The organism is Streptomyces sp. NBC_01381, from assembly GCF_026340305.1.
Taxonomy (GTDB): Bacteria; Actinomycetota; Actinomycetes; order Streptomycetales; family Streptomycetaceae; genus Streptomyces.
In genome coordinates, this window is sequence record NZ_JAPEPI010000002.1 from 968,147 (window position 1) to 986,187 (window position 18,041).

19 protein-coding genes are annotated in these 18,041 nt (G+C 70.9%); 11 read left to right on the plus strand and 8 right to left on the minus strand.

What is annotated here, in order from left to right; genetic code table 11:
* The first annotated feature begins 85 nt into the window (after positions 1–85).
* The 3 genes from OG453_RS26135 to OG453_RS26145 all read left to right on the plus strand — a co-directional run bounded on the left by OG453_RS26135 (position 86) and on the right by OG453_RS26145 (position 2,851).
* Positions 86–1,006, plus strand: coding sequence for an AraC family transcriptional regulator (locus OG453_RS26135; RefSeq protein WP_266870944.1), 921 nt, complete (start codon positions 86–88; stop codon positions 1,004–1,006).
* A 64-nt stretch (positions 1,007–1,070) separates the two neighbouring features.
* The gene (locus OG453_RS26140) at positions 1,071–1,751 is read left to right on the plus strand and encodes an RNA polymerase sigma factor (protein ID WP_266870946.1); all 681 of its coding nucleotides are present in this window, start codon (positions 1,071–1,073) and stop codon (positions 1,749–1,751) included.
* Positions 1,748–2,851 (plus strand): CU044_5270 family protein, encoded by a 1,104-nt coding sequence (locus OG453_RS26145; RefSeq protein WP_266870947.1) that lies wholly within the window; start codon positions 1,748–1,750, stop codon positions 2,849–2,851. The genes OG453_RS26140 and OG453_RS26145 overlap by 4 nt, the downstream gene beginning before the upstream one ends.
* Here OG453_RS26145 and OG453_RS26150 read toward each other — a convergent pair.
* Both OG453_RS26150 and OG453_RS26155 read right to left on the minus strand, forming a co-directional pair.
* The gene (locus tag OG453_RS26150) at positions 2,815–3,270 is read right to left on the minus strand and encodes an ABA4-like family protein (protein WP_266870948.1); all 456 of its coding nucleotides are present in this window, start codon (positions 3,268–3,270) and stop codon (positions 2,815–2,817) included. The genes OG453_RS26145 and OG453_RS26150 overlap by 37 nt on opposite strands.
* On the minus strand, positions 3,267–4,235 hold the full coding sequence (locus OG453_RS26155) for a hypothetical protein (protein ID WP_266870949.1): 969 nt from the start codon (positions 4,233–4,235) through the stop codon (positions 3,267–3,269). The genes OG453_RS26150 and OG453_RS26155 overlap by 4 nt, the downstream gene beginning before the upstream one ends.
* A gap of 126 nt (positions 4,236–4,361) precedes the next feature.
* On the opposite strand from OG453_RS26155, the gene OG453_RS26160 reads away from it, so the two are divergent.
* The 3 genes from OG453_RS26160 (at position 4,362) to OG453_RS26170 (ending at position 6,322) form a co-directional block, all read left to right on the plus strand.
* Complete coding sequence (locus OG453_RS26160) at positions 4,362–5,060, plus strand: MerR family transcriptional regulator (RefSeq protein WP_266870950.1); 699 nt, start codon at positions 4,362–4,364, stop codon at positions 5,058–5,060.
* 114 nt (positions 5,061–5,174) lie between these two features.
* Positions 5,175–5,534, plus strand: a complete 360-nt coding sequence (locus OG453_RS26165) for an alpha-isopropylmalate synthase regulatory domain-containing protein (protein ID WP_266870951.1) — start codon at positions 5,175–5,177, stop codon at positions 5,532–5,534.
* Positions 5,531–6,322: an ABC transporter ATP-binding protein gene (locus OG453_RS26170; RefSeq protein WP_266870953.1), complete on the plus strand. Its 792-nt coding sequence runs from the start codon at positions 5,531–5,533 to the stop codon at positions 6,320–6,322. The genes OG453_RS26165 and OG453_RS26170 overlap by 4 nt, the downstream gene beginning before the upstream one ends.
* A 71-nt stretch (positions 6,323–6,393) precedes the next feature.
* Here OG453_RS26170 and OG453_RS26175 read toward each other — a convergent pair whose 3' ends face one another.
* Positions 6,394–6,606 (minus strand): EF-hand domain-containing protein, encoded by a 213-nt coding sequence (locus OG453_RS26175; RefSeq protein WP_266870954.1) that lies wholly within the window; start codon positions 6,604–6,606, stop codon positions 6,394–6,396.
* Positions 6,607–6,687: 81 nt separating this feature from the next.
* On the opposite strand from OG453_RS26175, the gene OG453_RS26180 reads away from it, so the two are divergent.
* Positions 6,688–7,350, plus strand: coding sequence for a GNAT family N-acetyltransferase (locus OG453_RS26180; protein ID WP_266870955.1), 663 nt, complete (start codon positions 6,688–6,690; stop codon positions 7,348–7,350).
* A gap of 135 nt (positions 7,351–7,485) precedes the next feature.
* On the opposite strand, the gene OG453_RS26185 is transcribed toward OG453_RS26180, so the two are convergent.
* Positions 7,486–7,992, minus strand: coding sequence for a ricin-type beta-trefoil lectin domain protein (locus tag OG453_RS26185; RefSeq protein ID WP_266870956.1), 507 nt, complete (start codon positions 7,990–7,992; stop codon positions 7,486–7,488).
* A gap of 936 nt (positions 7,993–8,928) precedes the next feature.
* Between OG453_RS26185 and OG453_RS26190 the strand changes: the two genes are divergently transcribed.
* From OG453_RS26190 to OG453_RS26205, 4 genes are all read left to right on the plus strand, one after another.
* On the plus strand, positions 8,929–9,591 hold the full coding sequence (locus OG453_RS26190; protein ID WP_266873133.1) for a response regulator transcription factor: 663 nt from the start codon (positions 8,929–8,931) through the stop codon (positions 9,589–9,591).
* On the plus strand, positions 9,588–10,889 hold the full coding sequence (locus tag OG453_RS26195) for a sensor histidine kinase KdpD (RefSeq protein ID WP_266870957.1): 1,302 nt from the start codon (positions 9,588–9,590) through the stop codon (positions 10,887–10,889). The genes OG453_RS26190 and OG453_RS26195 overlap by 4 nt, the downstream gene beginning before the upstream one ends.
* 71 nt (positions 10,890–10,960) lie before the next feature.
* On the plus strand, positions 10,961–12,466 hold the full coding sequence (locus tag OG453_RS26200; protein ID WP_266870958.1) for an alpha/beta hydrolase: 1,506 nt from the start codon (positions 10,961–10,963) through the stop codon (positions 12,464–12,466).
* Positions 12,460–13,611 (plus strand): metalloprotease, encoded by a 1,152-nt coding sequence (locus tag OG453_RS26205; RefSeq protein ID WP_266870959.1) that lies wholly within the window; start codon positions 12,460–12,462, stop codon positions 13,609–13,611. Before OG453_RS26200 ends, OG453_RS26205 begins: the two co-directional genes overlap by 7 nt.
* Here the strand turns inward: OG453_RS26205 and OG453_RS26210 are convergent.
* The 4 genes from OG453_RS26210 to gcvT form a co-directional block, all read right to left on the minus strand.
* A complete protein-coding gene (locus OG453_RS26210) occupies positions 13,598–14,968 on the minus strand; it encodes an L-serine ammonia-lyase (RefSeq protein WP_266870960.1) in 1,371 nt (456 codons plus the stop codon). The genes OG453_RS26205 and OG453_RS26210 overlap by 14 nt on opposite strands.
* A 187-nt stretch (positions 14,969–15,155) precedes the next feature.
* Positions 15,156–16,418 (minus strand): serine hydroxymethyltransferase, encoded by a 1,263-nt coding sequence (glyA, locus tag OG453_RS26215; protein WP_266870962.1) that lies wholly within the window; start codon positions 16,416–16,418, stop codon positions 15,156–15,158.
* A gap of 20 nt (positions 16,419–16,438) precedes the next feature.
* Entirely contained in the window at positions 16,439–16,816 is a 378-nt protein-coding gene (gcvH, locus tag OG453_RS26220; RefSeq protein WP_266870963.1) for a glycine cleavage system protein GcvH, read from the minus strand.
* A gap of 81 nt (positions 16,817–16,897) precedes the next feature.
* Positions 16,898–18,022 (minus strand): glycine cleavage system aminomethyltransferase GcvT, encoded by a 1,125-nt coding sequence (gene gcvT / locus OG453_RS26225; protein WP_266870964.1) that lies wholly within the window; start codon positions 18,020–18,022, stop codon positions 16,898–16,900.
* Between the last annotated feature and the right edge of the window lie 19 nt (positions 18,023–18,041).

The following is an 18,041-nucleotide window of genomic DNA, read 5'->3' on the forward strand; positions in this document are numbered from 1 at the left end:
GGGCTCTGCGAGACGAACCATGCCTGCTGCTCTCGCTTTTATACCCGTACGTCTCGCGGGGTGCGGCGCGCGCTACGGTACGGACATGGACGTACTCAGCGACGCGATAGCCGCCATGCGGACGGGGCGGCCGCATTCCTCCCGTACGTACAGGCACGCGCCCTGGGGGATCCGGTTCGCCCCGTCGAACGGTGCCGGGTTCCATGTGGTGCTCCAGGGTTCCGCCTGGCTGCTTCCGTCCGGTGACGGGGCGGAGCCGGTGGCGCTCGGGCCCGGTGACGTGGTCTTCCTCTCGCACGGGCGCGGGCACGGTCTGGCGAGCGCGCCGGATGTCCCGCTGGAGGATTTCGCCCTCGCCCCGGACGGCTCCTGGCCGAAGACGGAGGGCGACCGGGCGGCGAGCACCGTGCTGCTGTGCGGGGCCTACCAGTTGGACCGGGCGCGCGCCCATCCGCTGCTCGCCGAGCTGCCGGAGGTGGTGCATCTGCCGGCCAGGGTCGGGGAGCACGCGTCGCTGCGGTCCGCCGTGGAGCTGCTCGGTGCCGAACTGGCCGACGCGCAGCCGGGGTCGGACGCCGTGATTCCCGCGCTGCTCGACACGATGCTGCTGTACATCCTGCGGGCGTGGTGGCTGCGCGAGCAGGCCGCGGGGCATGCGACGGGCTGGGCCGCCGCGCTGCGGGACCCGTCGGTGACGGCCGCGCTGTACGCGATCCATGACGACCCCGCGAGGCCCTGGACGGTGGAGGAGCTCGGGGCGCGGGCGGGGCTCTCCCGCGCGGCGTTCGCCCGCCGGTTCGCGGCGTCCGTGGGGGCGAGCCCGCTCGCGTATCTGACGTGGTGGCGGATGACGACGGCGGGCCGGCTGCTGCGCGAGGAGGATCTGCCGCTGCGGCAGATCGCCGAACGGGCGGGCTATACCTCGGAGTTCGCGTTCTCCAGGGCGTTCAAGCGGGAGTTCGGGGTGGCGCCGGGGCAGTACCGGAGGGTGCGGGCCGCCGGGTAGGGCGTACGCGGCGTCGTGTGTGTGACGAGGGGCACTGGAACTCTCCCGGGGTCGCGGAGAGGTCATGGGTGTGAGTCCTACTGAACTGGGAGACGGCATCCATGCACGGATACGGGCCGGGGAGCGGGCGGCGTTCGGTGAGCTGTACGAGGCGTACGCGCGGACGGTCTACAACCATGCCCTGCGGCTGACCGGCGACTGGTCGACCGCCGAGGAGGTCATGTCCGAGACGTTCCTCGCGGCCTGGCGCACCCGGGAGCGGCTCGATCCGGACCGCGGTTCGCTCAAGCCGTGGCTGCTCGGCATCGCGACGCACAAGGCGCAGAACGCCAACCGCGGTCTGCGCCGGCGGCTCGCCTTTCTCTCCCGGCAGCCGTCGCCGCCCCAAGTGGCGGATTTCGCCGAGGAGTCGGCGGGCCGGCTCGACGACGCGCGGCGGCTCGCGGCGGTGCACGGCGCGCTGCGCCGGCTGCGGCGTCCGGAGCGTGAGGTGCTCGTGCTGTGCGTGTGGTCGGGGTTCGACTACGCGCAGGCCGCCGAGGCGCTCGGGGTGCCGGTGGGCACGGTGCGGTCGCGGCTCTCGCGGGCGCGGGCGCGGCTGCGGCGGCTGAGCGAGGACGCGCTGGACGCGGAGGGCGTGGATGCGCAAGGCGTGAAGGAAGTGACGGAACCGCTCCGTGGCCGCGGAGAGGTAGAGAGTGAGGCCGCGTTCGCGGCCCTGCCCCTGCGGGAGGAATTCCGATGAACGCCGCCACCCCCTCTCGGGGAGAGGCCGAGGCCGAGGTCGAGGAACTGGCCGGTCTTCTGCCGGAGTCGGCTGAGGAGGAATGGGAACTTCCGCCGGGCCGTCACCTTCACCACAAGGACCTTCTGATGCAGCAGATCGACCGTGACACCACTCCCGTTTCCGTATCGCCCCGTCGGTGGCTGCTGCGTCCGGCGGTGCTGATGCCGGCGGCCGCCGCGCTGGCCGTGGCCGGGATCCTGGCGGCCACGCTCCCTTTCGGTGACGCCGACGGCGTACGCGACATGGGCGCGGCCCGGGGTGCGGAACACGGTGCGGCCGTCACCCTCGACCGGATCGCCACAGCTTCACTGAAGGCCGACACGAAGCCGGTGAAGGACGGCCAATTCGTCTACGTCCGCAGTCTGGTCCGGGCGAACCAGGGTGAGTTCAACGGTCCTGTGAAGCTCGGCGCCCCGCACAAGCGTGAGGTCTGGATGTCGCAGAACCCGGCGCCCGTCACGGACATCGGCATGATCCGCGAGAGCGGGAAGGGGGTGCCGATGTCCGGTCAGGACGTGCCCATCGAGGCGTCCGCGGAGGACGGTTCCGACGACACCGGCGCCATCCCCCCGGGCCCCGACCGCCCCACGTACGCCTGGCTCGCCTCGCTGCCCACCGACCCCGACGCCCTCCTGAAGAAGCTGTACGCCGAAACGCGGGTGAGCGATGGGCGGGAGACGAAGGCGCAGGCCGTATTCGACAAGATCGGCGGCCTGCTCGCTGAGACGATCATGCCGCCGGAGAACGCCGCCGCCCTCTACAAGGCCGTCGCGAAGCTCCCCGGTGTGACCGAGGTGCCCGACGCGGTGGACGCGGCGGGGCGGCACGGGATCGGCATCACCATCGATGAGTCGGCGTACGCGACGCGCAGCGAATGGATCTTCGACAAGAAGTCGTTCGCCTACCTCGGCTCACGCGGCTACATGACCAAGGACCACAAGCCGGGCGGCAAGCCGGGAGATCAGGGGAATGCCGAGGTTCTCTACAGCAGTGACGCGGTCCTGGACCGCGCGGTCGTCGATCAGCGCGGCATGGAACCCACCAGCGGCCGCGGCTGATCACGGTTCGCCCGCACGGCCCGCAGCAGCAGGAAGAGCAGCAGCCCGAAGGGGGAGAGGAGAATCGTGAAGACCAGGAGCGGGCCCATGACCAGCGGGTGGATGCCGATGCGCCGCGCCTCGCGGTACATCCACTGCCCGATCAGCAGGTCCCAGGCGATGACCTGGGCCCAGATGGCGCCCGCCCCGTTGGCGTGGACGAGCAGTTCACGGAAGCCGTCGATGTCCGGGCTGCTGACCGCGGCCCAGAGTTCGGGGAAGACGGGCAGGGCCATCGCGGCGTACACGGCGAGGATCGGGACGACGGTGAGGGGTGACGTGGCGATGCGGTCGGTCGTCCGCCACCCCGGCGCGAAAATCAGGAGCAGCCAGACCGGGGCGGCCAGATAGAAGGAAAGCTCGAAGAGGAAACCGGTCATGCCACGAGCTCCTTGGTGTTGTTGGTTTCATCAACTGCCGGGTTCTGCACGGCTGTTGGTGGGGTGAGACGCAGCGCCCCGTATGCGCCCGCGGCGGTGGCGGCGACGATCAGTGCCGTCGCCGCCAGCGTCGCGCCGTCCGGGTGGATCAGCGGCTGGCCGCGCAGTGCCTGCCAGGTGACCAGGGCGAAGGCGGCGGCGTACGCGGCCGCGGCGACGAGGACGAGCCGCAGCCGGACCCGTTCGTCCGCGAGGCGGGTGAACCGCGGGGCGAGCGCGACAAGTCCCATGAGCAGCAGCGGGAGCAGCTGCAGCGCGTGCATGCCGAAGAAGTGCGGGATCCGCAGGTCGCCGCCGGTGGTGGACCAGCCGGTCAGCGGCATCGAGGGACCGCCGTCGGGCACGCCGACGCTGTGGGCGCCGACGACCGGCGAGCTGCCCTGCACCTGTCCGGGCGCAGGCCGGGTCATCCCGAACCCGATGGCGGCGCCGGCCAGCGCGAGGGCGATCCCGCACCGCATCGTCCAGGCGGAGGCGCGGTCGGGGATGCGGGCGCGCAGCAGCACGACGGCGATGGCGAGGGTGGCGAGCCACAGGATGACGACGCTGACGGACATCACGTTGAACAGCGCTTCGTCGAACGAGGTCGCGTGGTTGAAGTGGCTGCGCTTCCCGCGCACCACCTGCCCGGTGATGATCACCATCTCGATGACGCTGGTCAGGGCGACCACCGTGCCGGCCCACCAGCCGACCCTGCGGCCCCGGTCGAGCATCGACAGCATCCAGGCGAGCGAGGGTGCGAAGCCGATGAACGAGACCGCGAACTTCAACGGCTTGGCCCAGATGGGCGCGCCCACCAGGACCCGGTCGTCGACGACGAGTCCCACCGCGGAGACGACGGCGAGTAAGGCCATCGACGCGGCGAACAGCATGAGTGGTCGGTGCCATGAACGCCATGAAGACATAGGGGTCCCCTTGTTGGGAGGGTGGTTCAACGAAATATGGATAGTGGTGCTGTCCGCTATCCGATAGCGCCACTATCTATGATGGGTGGCGAGGATGGCAAGGGCGGAGAGAAGCGATGAGAAGCGATGACCGGCGATGAGAGTGGGCGGGCCGTGCGTATTGGCGAGTTGAGCCGCAGGACCGGCGTGCCGGTGCCGACGATCAAGTACTACGTCCGTGAAGGGCTGCTGCCGCAGGGCGAGTTGAGCAGCCCCAACCAGGCGCACTACGGCGAGGCGCACGAGCGCAGGCTGCGGCTGATCCGCGCGCTGCTCGATGTGGGCGGCCTGAAGGTGGCCGCCATCGCGGAGGTGCTCGGCGCGATCGACGATCCGGGGCGCCCGCTGCACAAGGTGCTCGGCGCTGCGGCGGACCGGCTCGGCACGGCGGGCGCCGCCGACGACGACGCCGAGGCGCAGGCCGCGCAGACCGCCGTCGGGGAACTGATCGCGCGGCGCGGCTGGCACGCCCATGAGTCGAACCCCGCGGCCGACGACCTCTCACGCGCCCTTGCCGCCATGGGCCGGGTCGGCCACGGGGCGTTCACGGAACTCCTCGACGAGTACGCCGACGCCGCCGAGATGGTGGCCCGCGCCGACCTCGGCTATGTGAACCGCCGGGTCGCGGTCGAGGACCTGGTGGAGAGCGTGGTGATCGGCACGGTCCTGGGGGAGGCGGTGTTCAACGCCATGCGGCGGCTCGCGCACGTGGACGCGTCGGCGCGGTTGTACGGGGTCGATGGTGCGGGGCGGGGGGAGGCCGAGGGGTTGGGGGGCGGGGGCTGACTCAGCCGAGGGCCGGCAACCGCCGCAGGGTTTCCTGGAGTTCGGCCTGGGACACCCGCGCCGCCTCCTCCGCGTCCCGCGCCTCGACGGCTCGCGCCGGGCCGGGACGGCGATGTGACGCTCGACGCGTGGACCACCGACCGGGCCCCCGACGGCGCGCACCGCTTCGTCTGCACGCTCCAAGTCGGCGACAAGGCAGGGGACTTCGAGGGTGTCGGCAACGGCCCGCTGTCCGCGTTCGTCGAGGCGGACGGCGCCGCCGGCATCACCGTCGACATCCTCGACTTCTCCGAGCACACCGTCGAGGCGGACGGCGCGCCCGGCGAAGCCGTCGCGTACAACGAGGCCGTCGCGTACGCGGAGTGCCGCGTCGGCGGTGTCACCCGCTGGGGCGCGGGCCTGGACACCTCGGTCCTGACCGCGTCCCTGCAGGCGGTGCTCTCGGCCGTGAACCGGGCAGGGGCCGCCCGATGACCCCGCGGCCGGTGCTGCACGCCGACACCGTCACCGTCGTCCGCGACGGGCGCCCCATCCTCGAGGAGGTCACCCTCACCGTCCGCCCCGGCGAGCACTGGGCGCTGCTCGGCGCCAACGGCGCGGGCAAGTCGACCCTGCTCGGCCTCTGCGGCGCAGTCACCCACCCCACCCACGGCACGGTCGAGGTGCTCGGCCGCCGCCTCGGCAGCGTCGATCTGCGCGAACTGCGGGCGTACGTAGGACATGTGAACCCGCGTCATCCGCTCCGCTCGCCCCTGCGGGTCCGCGACGTCGTCCTGACCGGGCTCACCAACAGCGTGGAACCGCTGCCCCGTTGGCGCCCCACGCCCGAGCAGGAGGAGCGGGCCGACCGCCTCATCGCCACGCTCGGCCTCGCGCACCGCACGGACGCGCGCTGGCCGACGCTCTCCCAGGGCGAGCGCGGCCGGACGCTGATCGCGCGCTCCCTGATGCCGAAGCCTCGCCTCGTCCTGCTCGACGAACCCGCCACCGGCCTCGACCTCGCGGGCCGCGAACGCCTCCTCGACAGCCTGGACACCCTGCGCGAGAGCCACCCCGAACTCGCCACGGTCCTGGTCACGCACCACCTCGAGGAGCTCCCGGCCGGTACGACGCACGCCCTGCTGCTGAGGGACGGGCGCGCGTTCGCTTCCGGCGCCGTCGACGACGTACTGACGAGCGACCAGATCGGCAAGTGCTTCGACCATCCCGTGCGCCTCGAGCGCACGGAAGGGCGGTGGAGCGTGCGGGCGGCACGCCGCTGAGCATGAGGAAGGGGCATGAGGAAGGGGCCCGGTGCGCTTCCGCGCGCCGGGCCCCTTCGCCGTCCGTCGACTTACTTGTTCAGGCTCGCCCAGAACTCGTCGAAGGAGAGGCGCTTGTCCGCGTTGGTGTCCTTCGTGCCGATCACGGCCTCGGCTACCGTCTCGGTGACGTAGAAGTCCCCCATCTGCGCCATGGCCGACTTCCACTCGGCCGCTGTGATGAAGCCGTCGCCGTCCGCGTCGAACCGCTCGAACGTCTTGCGCGCTTCCTCGATGTCCGCCACCGGATCCACCCCTTCTTGGTGCATTACTGAGTGGGGTTAGGGTAACGGCCGTCGCGCGCCGCGATCACAAGGAGTACGCCCATGGCCAGCAGCGAAGCCGCCACACTCGGCACGATCCTCGACGCGGCGGCCCACGGCCGCTTTCCGCCGCCGGACGGCTCCACCACGCTCGTGCCGCAGCCGAGCCACCGCGACGCGGGCGTGATCGCCTTCACGGCGCACTCGGTGGTCTTCACGGACGAGGACCCGGGCTGGGTGCGCGGCACGCTCACGGCACTCGACTGCGACCCGCTCGCGGCGACCCTCAACCCGCGCTTCCTCGGCGCCTTCCTGGACCGGACGGGACGCACGACGGACACGATCGACCTGCTGACGGTCGCGTCGGCCCTGCCGGGCGGCCCCGAACCGGAGCTCGGCCTGACCGAACTCGACGACCCGGACCACCCGCGTGTCGCACGGGCCCGCAAGCGCCGCGACGACGTACGGGTGTGGGCGGCCGACGGAGGTGGAGTGCTGGTCATCGGCCGGGGTGTCGCAGGGCGTTGGGAGACGGCGACCGAGGTGGCGGAAGCCGGGCGGCACCAGGGGCTCGGCCGCGCGCTGGCGCTTGCCGCACGGCATCTCGTACCGGACGGGTCCGTGGTGTGGGCCCAGCAGGCCCCGGGGAACGCCCGCAGCGTACGGGCCTTCCAGGCGGCTGGTTACCGTCCGGTGGGCGCGGAGGCGCTGCTCTTCGCGTCCTGAGGGGTCACCTGAGAACCCCGCGTTCTGCAAGGGCTCAGCCTCCATTGGCACTGAAGCTCCGCCATGAGACAGCGCCGCCCGGGTGGCTTCCGGCTCCGGGCGAACAAGCGACGCCGGAACCGGAAGTCTGGCCGATTACCTGGCCTTCATGTCCCACATCTGGTAACGGCTCGTGCCGTACTTGCACTTGACCGACGTGAGCGCACCCCTCTTGGTGCTGGCCAGGCACTTCTTGGTCTTCTTGTTCTGGATGTTGTCAGTGGTGTATGAGGCCCACATCTGGTTCTTGCTCGGCTGGTTGCAGCCCTTCAGCTTGACCGTGCCGTTGGCGTAGCCGGTCAGGCACCAGCCGAACTTCTGGGCGTTGCGCAGCTCACCGCTGCCGGTGCTGTACCAGGCGCGCCAGTCGTTCCTCTTCGAGCACTTGCCGGTGGTGATCTTCCCCCTCTTGGTGGCCATCAGACACTTACCGGTCTTGGAGTTCTTGTACGTGGCGCCACCGCGTCCGGCGGCGGCCTGCTGCGTCGACTCGGCCTTGGCGGATGCCGTCGGCGCGGCCGTTGCGGGGGCGGACCCCATCAGCGGAAGGGCGAGGGCGACGGTGCCTACGGCCGCGAACACTCCATGGCGAAACTTGCTCATGCTCTGATCCCGTTTCAGTCGTGCAATCGGGCGCCGAGGCGCCCGTGGTCGACGGCAACCTTAGGGTGAAGATCTTCTACTTCTCCAGGACGCGATCATGTCAGGTGCGCCACAACGCGCTCGAAATGAAAGGGAGTTACACACGCTGGCCGTAGCAAGCGCATCCTGACCGCGGTGCGGCAGGCCGCCGGCCCGGTCTCCACCCGGCAGATCGGCGAGGTGCTTGGCTTGGACACCGAGGGTACGGGGCAAGCTGGAGCCGTTGCGCGGGAAGCTCACGAATCCGGCCGACCGCGGCCAGCGGCACAAACGACCCGACGGGAAGTGGCGGGCCCCCTCACGCCCCCCCCGCAGCGCGGCCCGCACCGTCGGGGCCGGTTCCTCGCGCTCCTCGCACCCTTCGACCTCGGCCAAGTCGCCGACGGGCGGGGAAGGTTGGGAGGTGTTTACCGGGGGTGTCTGGCTTGGACAGTGGCCGACCTCCCGCCCGGTCGGCGCACCGATGGCCGGGGGTCACTTCGCGGTCGAGCTGCCCGCCACCCGCAAGAGCGCCCGCCCGGCCCACCCCGGCGGCCGATTCGGGGTCCGCGATTTTCCCGGCGACCCCTTGACATGGGATATATCGGGAGGAAACTGGTCATTACACCAGGAAGCTGGAGAGTCGCACCGTCGGTAGAGACGTCTGCTGAGAAGAGATTCCCGCAGGTTCTGGCCAGGCCCCCGAAGCCCCTCGCTACCGGAGCCTCAGCGACGACTGAGGTAGATGGCAACGGTGAGGACTCCGGGGACTGTTCTGTGCGGCGGACCTTGGTCTTCCGCATACATCGGGTCTGTGCGCGAGCTGCCATACGGGTGGGGCAGGTGACATCCGGAGAACTACGGAATCCGCTGCGTAAAGCGGGTCCGGCCCCGCTGGATAGGGTGGGCGGCGTGCGAGTGCTCCTGGTCGAGGACGACGACAACCTGCGCTTCGGGGTGGCGGCGGCCCTGCGCGCGGCCGGGCTTGCCGTCGACGAGACGGCCGATCTTCCGCAGGCCGACGAGGCGCTCTTCGTCACGGCGTACGACTGCGTGGTCTTCGACCGGAGGCTGCCGTCCGGGGACGCCGCCGTGTACGTCGACGCGATGCGCCGCAAGGGCAGTCCCGTACCGGTGCTCTTCCTCACCGCCCGAGACACCGTCGCCGACCGGGTCGACGGGTTCGCGAGCGGCGGCGACGACTACCTGGTCAAGCCGTTCGCCGTGCCGGAGCTCGTCGCCCGGGTGCGCAGTCTGTGCCGCAGGTCCGGGGCAGTGCGCCCGCCCGTTCACCGGGTCGCCGACGTGGAGATCGACACCGCCCGGCGCCAGGTGCGCCGCGCGGGGCTGCTCCTGACGCTGACCGGCAGGGAGTTCGCCGTACTCGAAGTCCTCGCGGCCCGCGCGGACCAGGCCGTGCCCCGCGCCGAACTCATCGAGAGCTGCTGGGACGAGATGACCGAGCCGCAGTCCAACGTCCTGGAGGTGCTGATCTCCCAGCTCCGTCGCAAGCTCGGCGATCCGCCGCTGATCCGCACCGTGCGCGGCGTCGGCTACCGCCTGGCCCCCGAGGACGCATGAGATCCCGTACCGCCCGACCCCTCACGCCCACCGCACGCGTACGCCGACTGCGCCGCCGCATCACCGCGCTGTTCGCGCTGACCAGCGCGGTAGGGCTGATCGGCTTGGCCGTCTTCGCCGTGCACAGCGACGACCGGCGGTGGCGTCAGCAGCTCGACCAGTCGATGGGGCAGGACACCAGCTGGGCGATCGGCCTCCTGATCACCGACGATGACGGCCGCCTCGACGCGCGCGAGCTCGCCGACACCATGGGTACGGGATGCCCTCCGCTGACGGTGCTCTCGGTACCGCCGGGCGATGAGAGCGCCCCCATGACGGTGGAGCACGCCCCGCGCCGCCCTTGTCTGACCGTCAGCACCTCTGACCTGCAGGCGGCGGGTGCGGCAGTGGTGCGCGGCGAGCACGCGGCGGCCGTCGACCGGCACACGACGGACGGGCGGCCCGTCCGGTTGTACGCCGATCCCTTCTACCCTCCTGAACCGGCGGAGGGCGAAGGGCCCCAGGGGGTCATCGTCACGATGGCCGGGACCGCCGACCAGCGGGCCGACCACCGCCGGATGACCTGGCTGGTGGCCGGGGCCTGCGCGGTCCTCGTCTGCCTCTCGGCGGCGGTCGGCCACCTGCTGTCCGGGCGGGCGATCCGGCCGGCGCTCGCCGCCCTGCGCCAGCAGGAGGCGTTCCTCGCCGACGCGGCGCACGATCTGCGGACACCGGCCGCCTCGCTGCGCACGCTCGCGGAGACCGCGCTGCGGGGCGAGACGGACAGCACGGACGTACTGCGGCGGTCGCTGCGGCTCGCGGACGGGATGGGCGGGCTCGTCGACGGGCTGCTGACGCGGGCGCGGCTGATGTCGGGTACGGAGACGCTGGTGCGGGAGCCGCTGCGGCTCGACCAGTTGGTGGAGGGGGTGGTCGCGGACGCCCCTGCCGAGGGGCATCGGGTGACGCTGCGTGCCGAGGAGACGGTGGTGGTGGCCGATGCCGATCTCGTACGCCGGGCCGTCGGCAATCTGCTCGGCAACGCGTTGGCCCATGGTCATGCGCCGGGGGAGCCTGCCGAGGTGGTCGTGACCGTGTCGCCGGACGGCACCGTGATGGTGGAGGACGCGGGGCCGGGGCTGCCGTCGCAGCTGGCGGAGGGTGCCACTCTGTTCGACCGCTTCCGAAGCGGCGGGGGGTCCACCGGCCTGGGGCTGTCCATCGCGGCGTGGGTCGCGCATGCGCATGGGGGTGCGTTGACCGCGGGTCCCGCTGAGGGCGGCGGAGCGAGGTTCGTCCTCCGCCTGCCCTTGGCCTGACCCACGCCGCCTCATCAAATCCTCAGGATCCGCCAGGCACGCTAGGTGCAACCGATCTTGGGAGTGCCCCGTTGAACCGCCTTGCCCTCACCCTTGCCGTACTCATTGTCGCCGCCTCTCTCGGCGGCTGTACCGCAGCGGAGGGTTCGACGCCCGAGCTCAAGCGGTTCTACGGGCAGCAGTTGAAGTGGAAGGACTGCGGCGATCTGCAGTGCGCCCGGCTCACCGTGCCCATGGACTATGACCGTCCCGGCAACGGCAAGACCTTCGTCCTGCCGGTGGCCAAGGCGGCGACCGCCGACCCCGACAAGCGCATCGGCTCGCTCGTCTACAACCCGGGCGGTCCCGGCGCGTCCGGCGTGAGCGACCTGAAGGACGACGGCGGTGAGACCTTCAGCGCCGCCGTGCGGGCCCGCTTCGACATCGTCTCCTTCGACCCCCGGGGCGTCGGCGGCAGCACACCTGCCGTGAAGTGCGCGGAGCCGGACGACACCGGCACGGATACGGACACCCCGGAGCCCCTTCGCCCCGACACCGCCGCCGACCGCTCCCGCGTCATCGCCGGAGCGGACGCCCAGGCCGAGGCCTGCAGGGAGAAGAGCCGCCGCATCCTCCGCCACGTCGGCACCGACGACGCCGCCCGCGACATGGACGTGCTGCGGGCGGCGATCGGCGACCGGAAGCTGACCTACCTCGGGTGGTCCTACGGGACGAGCCTCGGCACCTCGTACGCCGAACAGTTCCCGCGCCGCGTCCGCGCCCTGGCCCTGGACGGCGCCGTCGACCCCTCGCTCGACTGGCAGCAGCGGGCGATATCCCAGGGCGCCGGCTTCCGCAGGGCCGTGGACGACTACGCCGAGTACTGCGCCGACTTCGCGGGAGACAGCTGCCCCGGCGCGACCCCGCAGGAGATATCCGAGCTGATCGACGGGCTGTACGAGGAGACGGCGCGCGAACCTCTTCCGGCCGACGGCGATGCGTACGACGTCGACGCCAGAACCCTCCTCGACGTCGTGACGACCGCGATGTACACCCCCGAGGCTGACTGGAAGGACCTTTCAGAGGCCCTGAGCGCAGCGGCCGACGGCGACGGCACGCCACTGGCGGACCTCGCGGAGGGCGACGGCGAAGGGGCGACGGAGTCCCGCTCCAGGCCACGGGCCGTCGACAACAGCGACTCCGCCATCCTCGCCGTCAGCTGCCTGGACACCCCCCACCCGCGCAATGCCGCCCCCTACTGGAACGCCCTGGCCCCCGCCGAGAAGGCCGCGGGAGTGTACGGCACTTCGAGCGTGCTCGACGAACTCACCTGCAGGGACTGGCCCGCAGGCACCCAGCGTCCGCACCGGGTCCGTGCCGATGGCGTCCCGCCGGTCCTGGTGGTGGGCACCACCGGTGACCCGGCGACGCCGTACGAGGAGGCCGAGAGCCTGGCGGACCAGTTCCCCGGCGGCATGCTCCTGACGTACGAGGGCGTGGGCCACACCGCGTACGGCCGCGGCGACGCCTGCGTCACCCGCGCGGTCGACGACTACCTCATCGACCGCGAACCGGTCCGGAAGGGCAAGACGTGCTGACACGCCGCAACAGACGCGCGGCAGCCTGCCTGACAGCGGCCCTCCTGATCCCCCTGACACTGACCGCATGCACCACCGAGTCACATGCCCGCGCCCGGACCTGCCTCACCGGAACCCTCGCGTACGACCACCGCGACGCCGAAGCAGGCCCCGCCAAGCCCCTGGTCACCCGACCGGCCCGCAACGCCAACTGGGAACTGTGGGGCAGGACTTCGGGCCACTCGGACGCCCCCGGGCGCAAACTCGCCACCGGAATCACCGACAGCGGCAGCGGACGGTTCCGCGCCTGCGCCAAGGAGCCCGGCACCCTGCGCGAGGCCCACGTCAGGTTCCGCTCCGGCAGCACCGATCTCTGGCGGGTCGTCAGAAGCCGTACCTCGCAGCAGGAGTACGCCTTCGACTCGCCGTCACGGCGCGACGTGTCCGCCGATCAGAGCCTCGGCACGGTGAAGGTCCCCGCCGCCATGAGCAACGCCTGGCACATCACGGACACCCTCAACCTCCTCTACTGGAAGCGCGACAACCCCACGTCCGCGTGCTGGACCCGGCGTCAAGTCACCGGCAGATGCGACCAGTTGACCTTCGTCTGGACTCGGCGCGAAGCCGCCGAGGGCGCCGGCTACTTCGACCTCGGCGGGACCAACCGCGTCATCGCGGCAGGTGACATGACCGACTCCGAGCACTTCGTGCTCCACGAGGCGGGCCACTGGTTCCAGTGGCAGCTCTACGGCCGCGACCTCCCCGATGCGACGAACTGCGACCCGCACTACATCGAGAAGCGCAGCTCCGGCACGTGCGCCTGGACCGAGGGATTCGCCGACGCGACAGCCGCGTACGTCCTGGGCGACCACCGCTACGTCGACGAGACCGGCGCCGAGACCAGCCTGGAGAACGACGCCACCACCCCCGGCTGGGACCCCGGCGACGAGGTGCAGGGCCGCGTCGGCGGTTCGCTGCTCGACCTGTGGGCGAAGGACGGCCCCGACGGCGGCAGTTGGAACCGCACCCTGCGCCTGATGGCGAGCGAGCCGAGCGCGGACTTCCGCGAGTACTTCACCGTCGACCGCCCCAAGGCGTCACCGCCCCTGAGCACGACGGGAAGCGCCGAGGCCATCGTCGGCCGGCACACGATCAGCACTCGATGATGTTCACCGCGAGCCCGCCCCGAGCGGTCTCCTTGTACTTGACGCTCATGTCGGCCCCGGTCTCCTTCATGGTCTTGATGACCTTGTCGAGGGACACCTTGTGGCTGCCGTCGCCGCGCATCGCCATCTTCGCGGCGGTCACGGCCTTCACCGCCGCCATGCCGTTGCGCTCGATGCAGGGGATCTGGACGAGGCCGCCGACGGGGTCGCAGGTCAGGCCGAGGTTGTGCTCCATGCCGATCTCCGCGGCGTTCTCGACCTGCTCGGGGGAGCCGCCGAGGACCTCGGCGAGGGCGCCCGCCGCCATCGAGCAGGCGGAGCCGACCTCGCCCTGGCAGCCGACCTCGGCGCCGGAGATCGAGGCGTTCTCCTTGAAGAGCATGCCGATCGCGCCGGCCGCGAGCATGAAGCGGACCACGCCGTCCTCGTCGGCGCCGGGCACGAAGTTCATGTAGTAGTGCAGGACCGCCGGGATGATGCCCGCGGCGCCGTTCGTCGGGGCGGTCACGACCCGGCCGCCCGCCGCGTTCTCCTCGTTCACGGCCATCGCGTAGAGCGTGATCCACTCCATGGCGAGGGCCAGCGGGTCGCCCTCGGAGCGGAGTTTGCGGGCCGAATTGGCCGCGCGGCGGCGGACCTTCAGGCCGCCCGGCAGGATGCCCTCGCGGGACATGCCGCGGGACACGCACGACTGCATGACGCCCCAGATGTCGAGCAGCCCCGAGCGGATCTCCGCCTCGGTGCGCCAGGCCTTCTCGTTCTCCAGCATCAGCGCGGAGATGGAAAGGCCGGTCTCGCGGGTGAGCCGCAGCAGCTCGTCGCCGGTGCGGAAGGGGTGCTTCAGCACCGTGTCGTCCAGCACGATCGGGTTCTCGCCCGCGACCGCGTCCTCGTCGACGACGAAGCCGCCGCCCACCGAGTAGTACGTCTTCTCCAGGAGGAGCGTGCCTTCACGGTCGTACGCGAAGATCGTCATGCCGTTGGCGTGGTACGGCAGGGCCTTGCGGCGGTGCAGGATCAGGTCCTCGTCGAAGTCGAAGGCGATCTCGTGCATGCCGAGCAGGTTGAGGCGGCCGCTGCTCTTGATCTGCTCGACCCGGTCGTCGGCGGTCTCCACGTCCACCGAGCGGGGGGACTCGCCCTCCAGGCCGAGGAGCACCGCCTTGGGGGTGCCGTGCCCGTGGCCGGTCGCGCCGAGCGAGCCGAACAGCTCGGAGCGTATCGAGGTGGTGTGGGCCATCAGGCCCTCGTTCTTCAGGCGGCTCGCGAAGATGCGGGCCGCGCGCATCGGGCCCACCGTGTGGGAGCTCGACGGGCCGATGCCGATCGAGAACAGGTCGAAGACCGAGAGGGCCACGGGAACTCCAAGGGTGGTTGGTAGACGCCGTTGTCTGCCGGGGTGACGCAGAAGAACAAGGCGGTGCAGAAAGTACGAGTACGGTCACGCGGTGCGGGGCACCGCGCACACTGTCCTCACTGTCCAGTGTGCGGGGTGCCCCGACGTTTCGTACGTACGAACAAAAGCGTACGCAAAGGGTACGAAACTACTTCAAGCCGGGGTACAGCGGGTGCTTGTCGGCCAGCGCGGTCACGCGGCCCTTCAGGGCCTCCGCGTCGAAGCCCGGCTTCAGGGTCTCGGCGATGATGTCGGCGACCTCACGGAAGTCGTCCTCCTGGAAGCCGCGGGTCGCGAGCGCCGGCGTACCGATCCGCAGGCCCGATGTGACCATCGGGGGGCGCGGGTCGTTCGGGATCGCGTTGCGGTTGACCGTGATGCCGACCTCGTGGAGACGGTCCTCGGCCTGCTGGCCGTCCAGGTCGGAGTTGCGCAGGTCCACCAGGACCAGGTGCACGTCCGTGCCGCCGGACAGGACGGAGACGCCGTGCTCCGTGACGTCGTCCTGCACCAGGCGCTCGGCCAGGATGCGGGCGCCGTCCAGGGTGCGCTGCTGGCGCTCCTTGAACTCCTCGGAGGCCGCGACCTTGAAGGAGACGGCCTTGGCGGCGATCACGTGCTCCAGGGGGCCGCCCTGGAAGCCGGGGAAGACCGCCGAGTTCAGCTTCTTCGCGAACTCCTTGCTGCGGGCCAGGATGATGCCGCCGCGCGGGCCGCCGAGCGTCTTGTGCGTGGTGGAGGTCACCACGTCCGCGAACGGCACCGGGTTCGGGTGCAGACCGGCGGCGACGAGCCCGGCGAAGTGCGCCATGTCGACCCACAGGTACGCGCCGACCTCGTCGGCGATCCGGCGGAACTCGGCGAAGTCGAGCTGGCGCGGGTAGGCGGACCAGCCCGCGATGATCACCTTCGGGCGGTTCTCCTTGGCCAGACGCTCGACCTCGGCCATGTCGACCAGACCGGCCTCGTCGACGTGGTACGCCACCACGTTGAACTGCTTGCCGGAGAAGTTCAGGCGCATGCCGTGGGTGAGGTGGCCGCCGTGCGCCAGGTCCAGGCCGAGGATCGTGTCGCCGGGCTTGGCGATCGCGAAGAGGGCGGCCTGGTTGGCGGAGGCGCCGGAGTGCGGCTGGACGTTGGCGTACTCGGCGCCGAACAGGTCCTTGACCCGGTCGATCGCGATCTGCTCGGTGACGTCGACGTGCTCACAGCCGCCGTAGTAGCGACGGCCGGGGTAGCCCTCGGCGTACTTGTTGGTGAGGACCGTGCCCTGGGCCTCCATGACGGCGACCGGAGCGAAGTTCTCCGAGGCGATCATTTCCAGGGTGGACTGCTGGCGGTGGAGCTCGGCGTCGACGGCGGCGGCGACGTCCGGGTCCAGCTCGTGGAGAGGGGTGTTGAGAAGCGACATCAGGTGGTCCCTAAGGGTCTTTAGTTGCCGGAGAACGCGCTGTACTCGTCAGCGGAGAGCAGGTCCTTCGGCTCTTCCGCGATGCGCACCTTGAACAGCCAGCCGCCCTCGAAGGGCGCGGAGTTCACCAGCGACGGGTCTTCCACGACGTCCTGGTTCGACTCGACGACCTCACCGGTCACCGGCGAGTACAGGTCGCTGACCGACTTCGTCGACTCGAGCTCACCGCAGGTCTCGCCCGCGGTCACGGTGTCGCCGACCTCAGGGAGCTGGGCGAAGACGACGTCACCGAGCGCGTTGGCCGCGTGCTCGGTGATGCCGACGGTGGCCACACCGTCCTCGGCGGGCGAGAGCCACTCGTGCTCCTTGCTGTAACGCAGCTGCTGGGGGTTGCTCATGACCTGAATTCTCCTGTACGCGGATGGGTGCTGCGGAACGAGAAAGATGTGCGTGACGTCACTGCGGACGCCCGCGGGGGGTCACTTCTGGCGCTTGTAGAACGGCAGCGCCACGACCTCGTACGGCTCGTGGGTGCCGCGGATGTCCACGCCGACGCCCTCGGTGCCGGGGGCCGCGTGCGCCGCGTCGACGTACGCGATGGCGATCGGCTTGCCGAGCGTCGGGGACGGGGCGCCGGAGGTGACCTCGCCGATGACCTTGCCGTCGGCGACCACGGGGAAGCCCGCGCGCGGGACGCGGCGGCCCGAAGCGATCAGGCCGACCAGCTTGCGCGGGGGAGCGGTCTCGGCGCGCTCGGCGGCGGCAGCGAGGGCGGCACGGCCCACGAAGTTCTCCGACTCCGAGGTCTTCTCGAACTTCACGACCCGGCCGAGGCCCGCGTCGAACGGCGTCAGCTCGGCGGTCAGCTCGTGCCCGTACAGCGGCATGCCCGCCTCCAGGCGCAGCGTGTCGCGGCAGGAGAGGCCGGCCGGGACCATGCCGACGGGCGTGCCCGCCTCCATCAGCGCGCCCCACAGCTTCTCCGCGTCACCGGGGGCGACGAAGAGCTCGAAGCCGTCCTCGCCGGTGTAGCCGGTGCGGGCGATCAGCGCGGGCACGCCCGCGACCGTGCCGGGCAGGCCCGCGTAGTACTTCAGGCCGTCCAGGTCGGCGTCCGTGAGGGACTTCAGGATGCCGGGGGACTCGGGACCCTGGACGGCGAGCAGCGCGTACGCGTCGCGGTCGTCGCGGACCTCGGCGTCGAACTCCTCGACGCGGTTGCTCAGCTCGTTCAGGACGTTCTGGGCGTTGGAGGCGTTGGCGACGACCATGTACTCGGCCTCGGCCAGGCGGTACACGATCAGGTCGTCGAGGATGCCGCCGTCCCCGTCGACGATCATCGTGTAGCGGGCGCGGCCGACACCGACGGAGCCGATGTTGCCGACCAGCGAGAAGTTCAGGAAGTCCACGGCCTCCGGGCCGGTGACGGTGATCTCGCCCATGTGGGAGAGGTCGAAGAGACCGGCCTTGGTGCGTACGGCGATGTGCTCTTCGCGCTCGCTGCCGTACCGCAGCGGCATGTCCCAGCCCGCGAAGTCGGTCATGGTCGCGCCGAGCGCCCGATGCACCGCATCGAGGGCTGTCAGACGGGGGGCGGTACTCATACGTAGAACTCCCAGGGCA

Excerpts from the sequence above, each read along its gene's own strand:
- OG453_RS26145 (WP_266870947.1), top strand. The coding sequence starts at position 1,748 with ATGAACGCCGCCACCCCCTCTCGGGGAGAGGCCGAGGCCGAGGTCGAG.
- OG453_RS26155 (WP_266870949.1), bottom strand. The coding sequence starts at position 4,235 with ATGTCTTCATGGCGTTCATGGCACCGACCACTCATGCTGTTCGCCGCG.
- gcvT (WP_266870964.1), bottom strand. The coding sequence starts at position 18,022 with ATGAGTACCGCCCCCCGTCTGACAGCCCTCGATGCGGTGCATCGGGCG.
- gcvH (WP_266870963.1), bottom strand. The coding sequence starts at position 16,816 with ATGAGCAACCCCCAGCAGCTGCGTTACAGCAAGGAGCACGAGTGGCTC.
- OG453_RS26170 (WP_266870953.1), top strand. The coding sequence starts at position 5,531 with ATGACCCCGCGGCCGGTGCTGCACGCCGACACCGTCACCGTCGTCCGC.
- OG453_RS26180 (WP_266870955.1), top strand. The coding sequence starts at position 6,688 with ATGGCCAGCAGCGAAGCCGCCACACTCGGCACGATCCTCGACGCGGCG.
- OG453_RS26150 (WP_266870948.1), bottom strand. The coding sequence starts at position 3,270 with ATGACCGGTTTCCTCTTCGAGCTTTCCTTCTATCTGGCCGCCCCGGTC.
- glyA (WP_266870962.1), bottom strand. The coding sequence starts at position 16,418 with ATGTCGCTTCTCAACACCCCTCTCCACGAGCTGGACCCGGACGTCGCC.
- OG453_RS26140 (WP_266870946.1), top strand. The coding sequence starts at position 1,071 with ATGGGTGTGAGTCCTACTGAACTGGGAGACGGCATCCATGCACGGATA.
- OG453_RS26185 (WP_266870956.1), bottom strand. The coding sequence starts at position 7,992 with ATGAGCAAGTTTCGCCATGGAGTGTTCGCGGCCGTAGGCACCGTCGCC.
- OG453_RS26195 (WP_266870957.1), top strand. The coding sequence starts at position 9,588 with ATGAGATCCCGTACCGCCCGACCCCTCACGCCCACCGCACGCGTACGC.
- OG453_RS26135 (WP_266870944.1), top strand. The coding sequence starts at position 86 with ATGGACGTACTCAGCGACGCGATAGCCGCCATGCGGACGGGGCGGCCG.
- OG453_RS26160 (WP_266870950.1), top strand. The coding sequence starts at position 4,362 with ATGACCGGCGATGAGAGTGGGCGGGCCGTGCGTATTGGCGAGTTGAGC.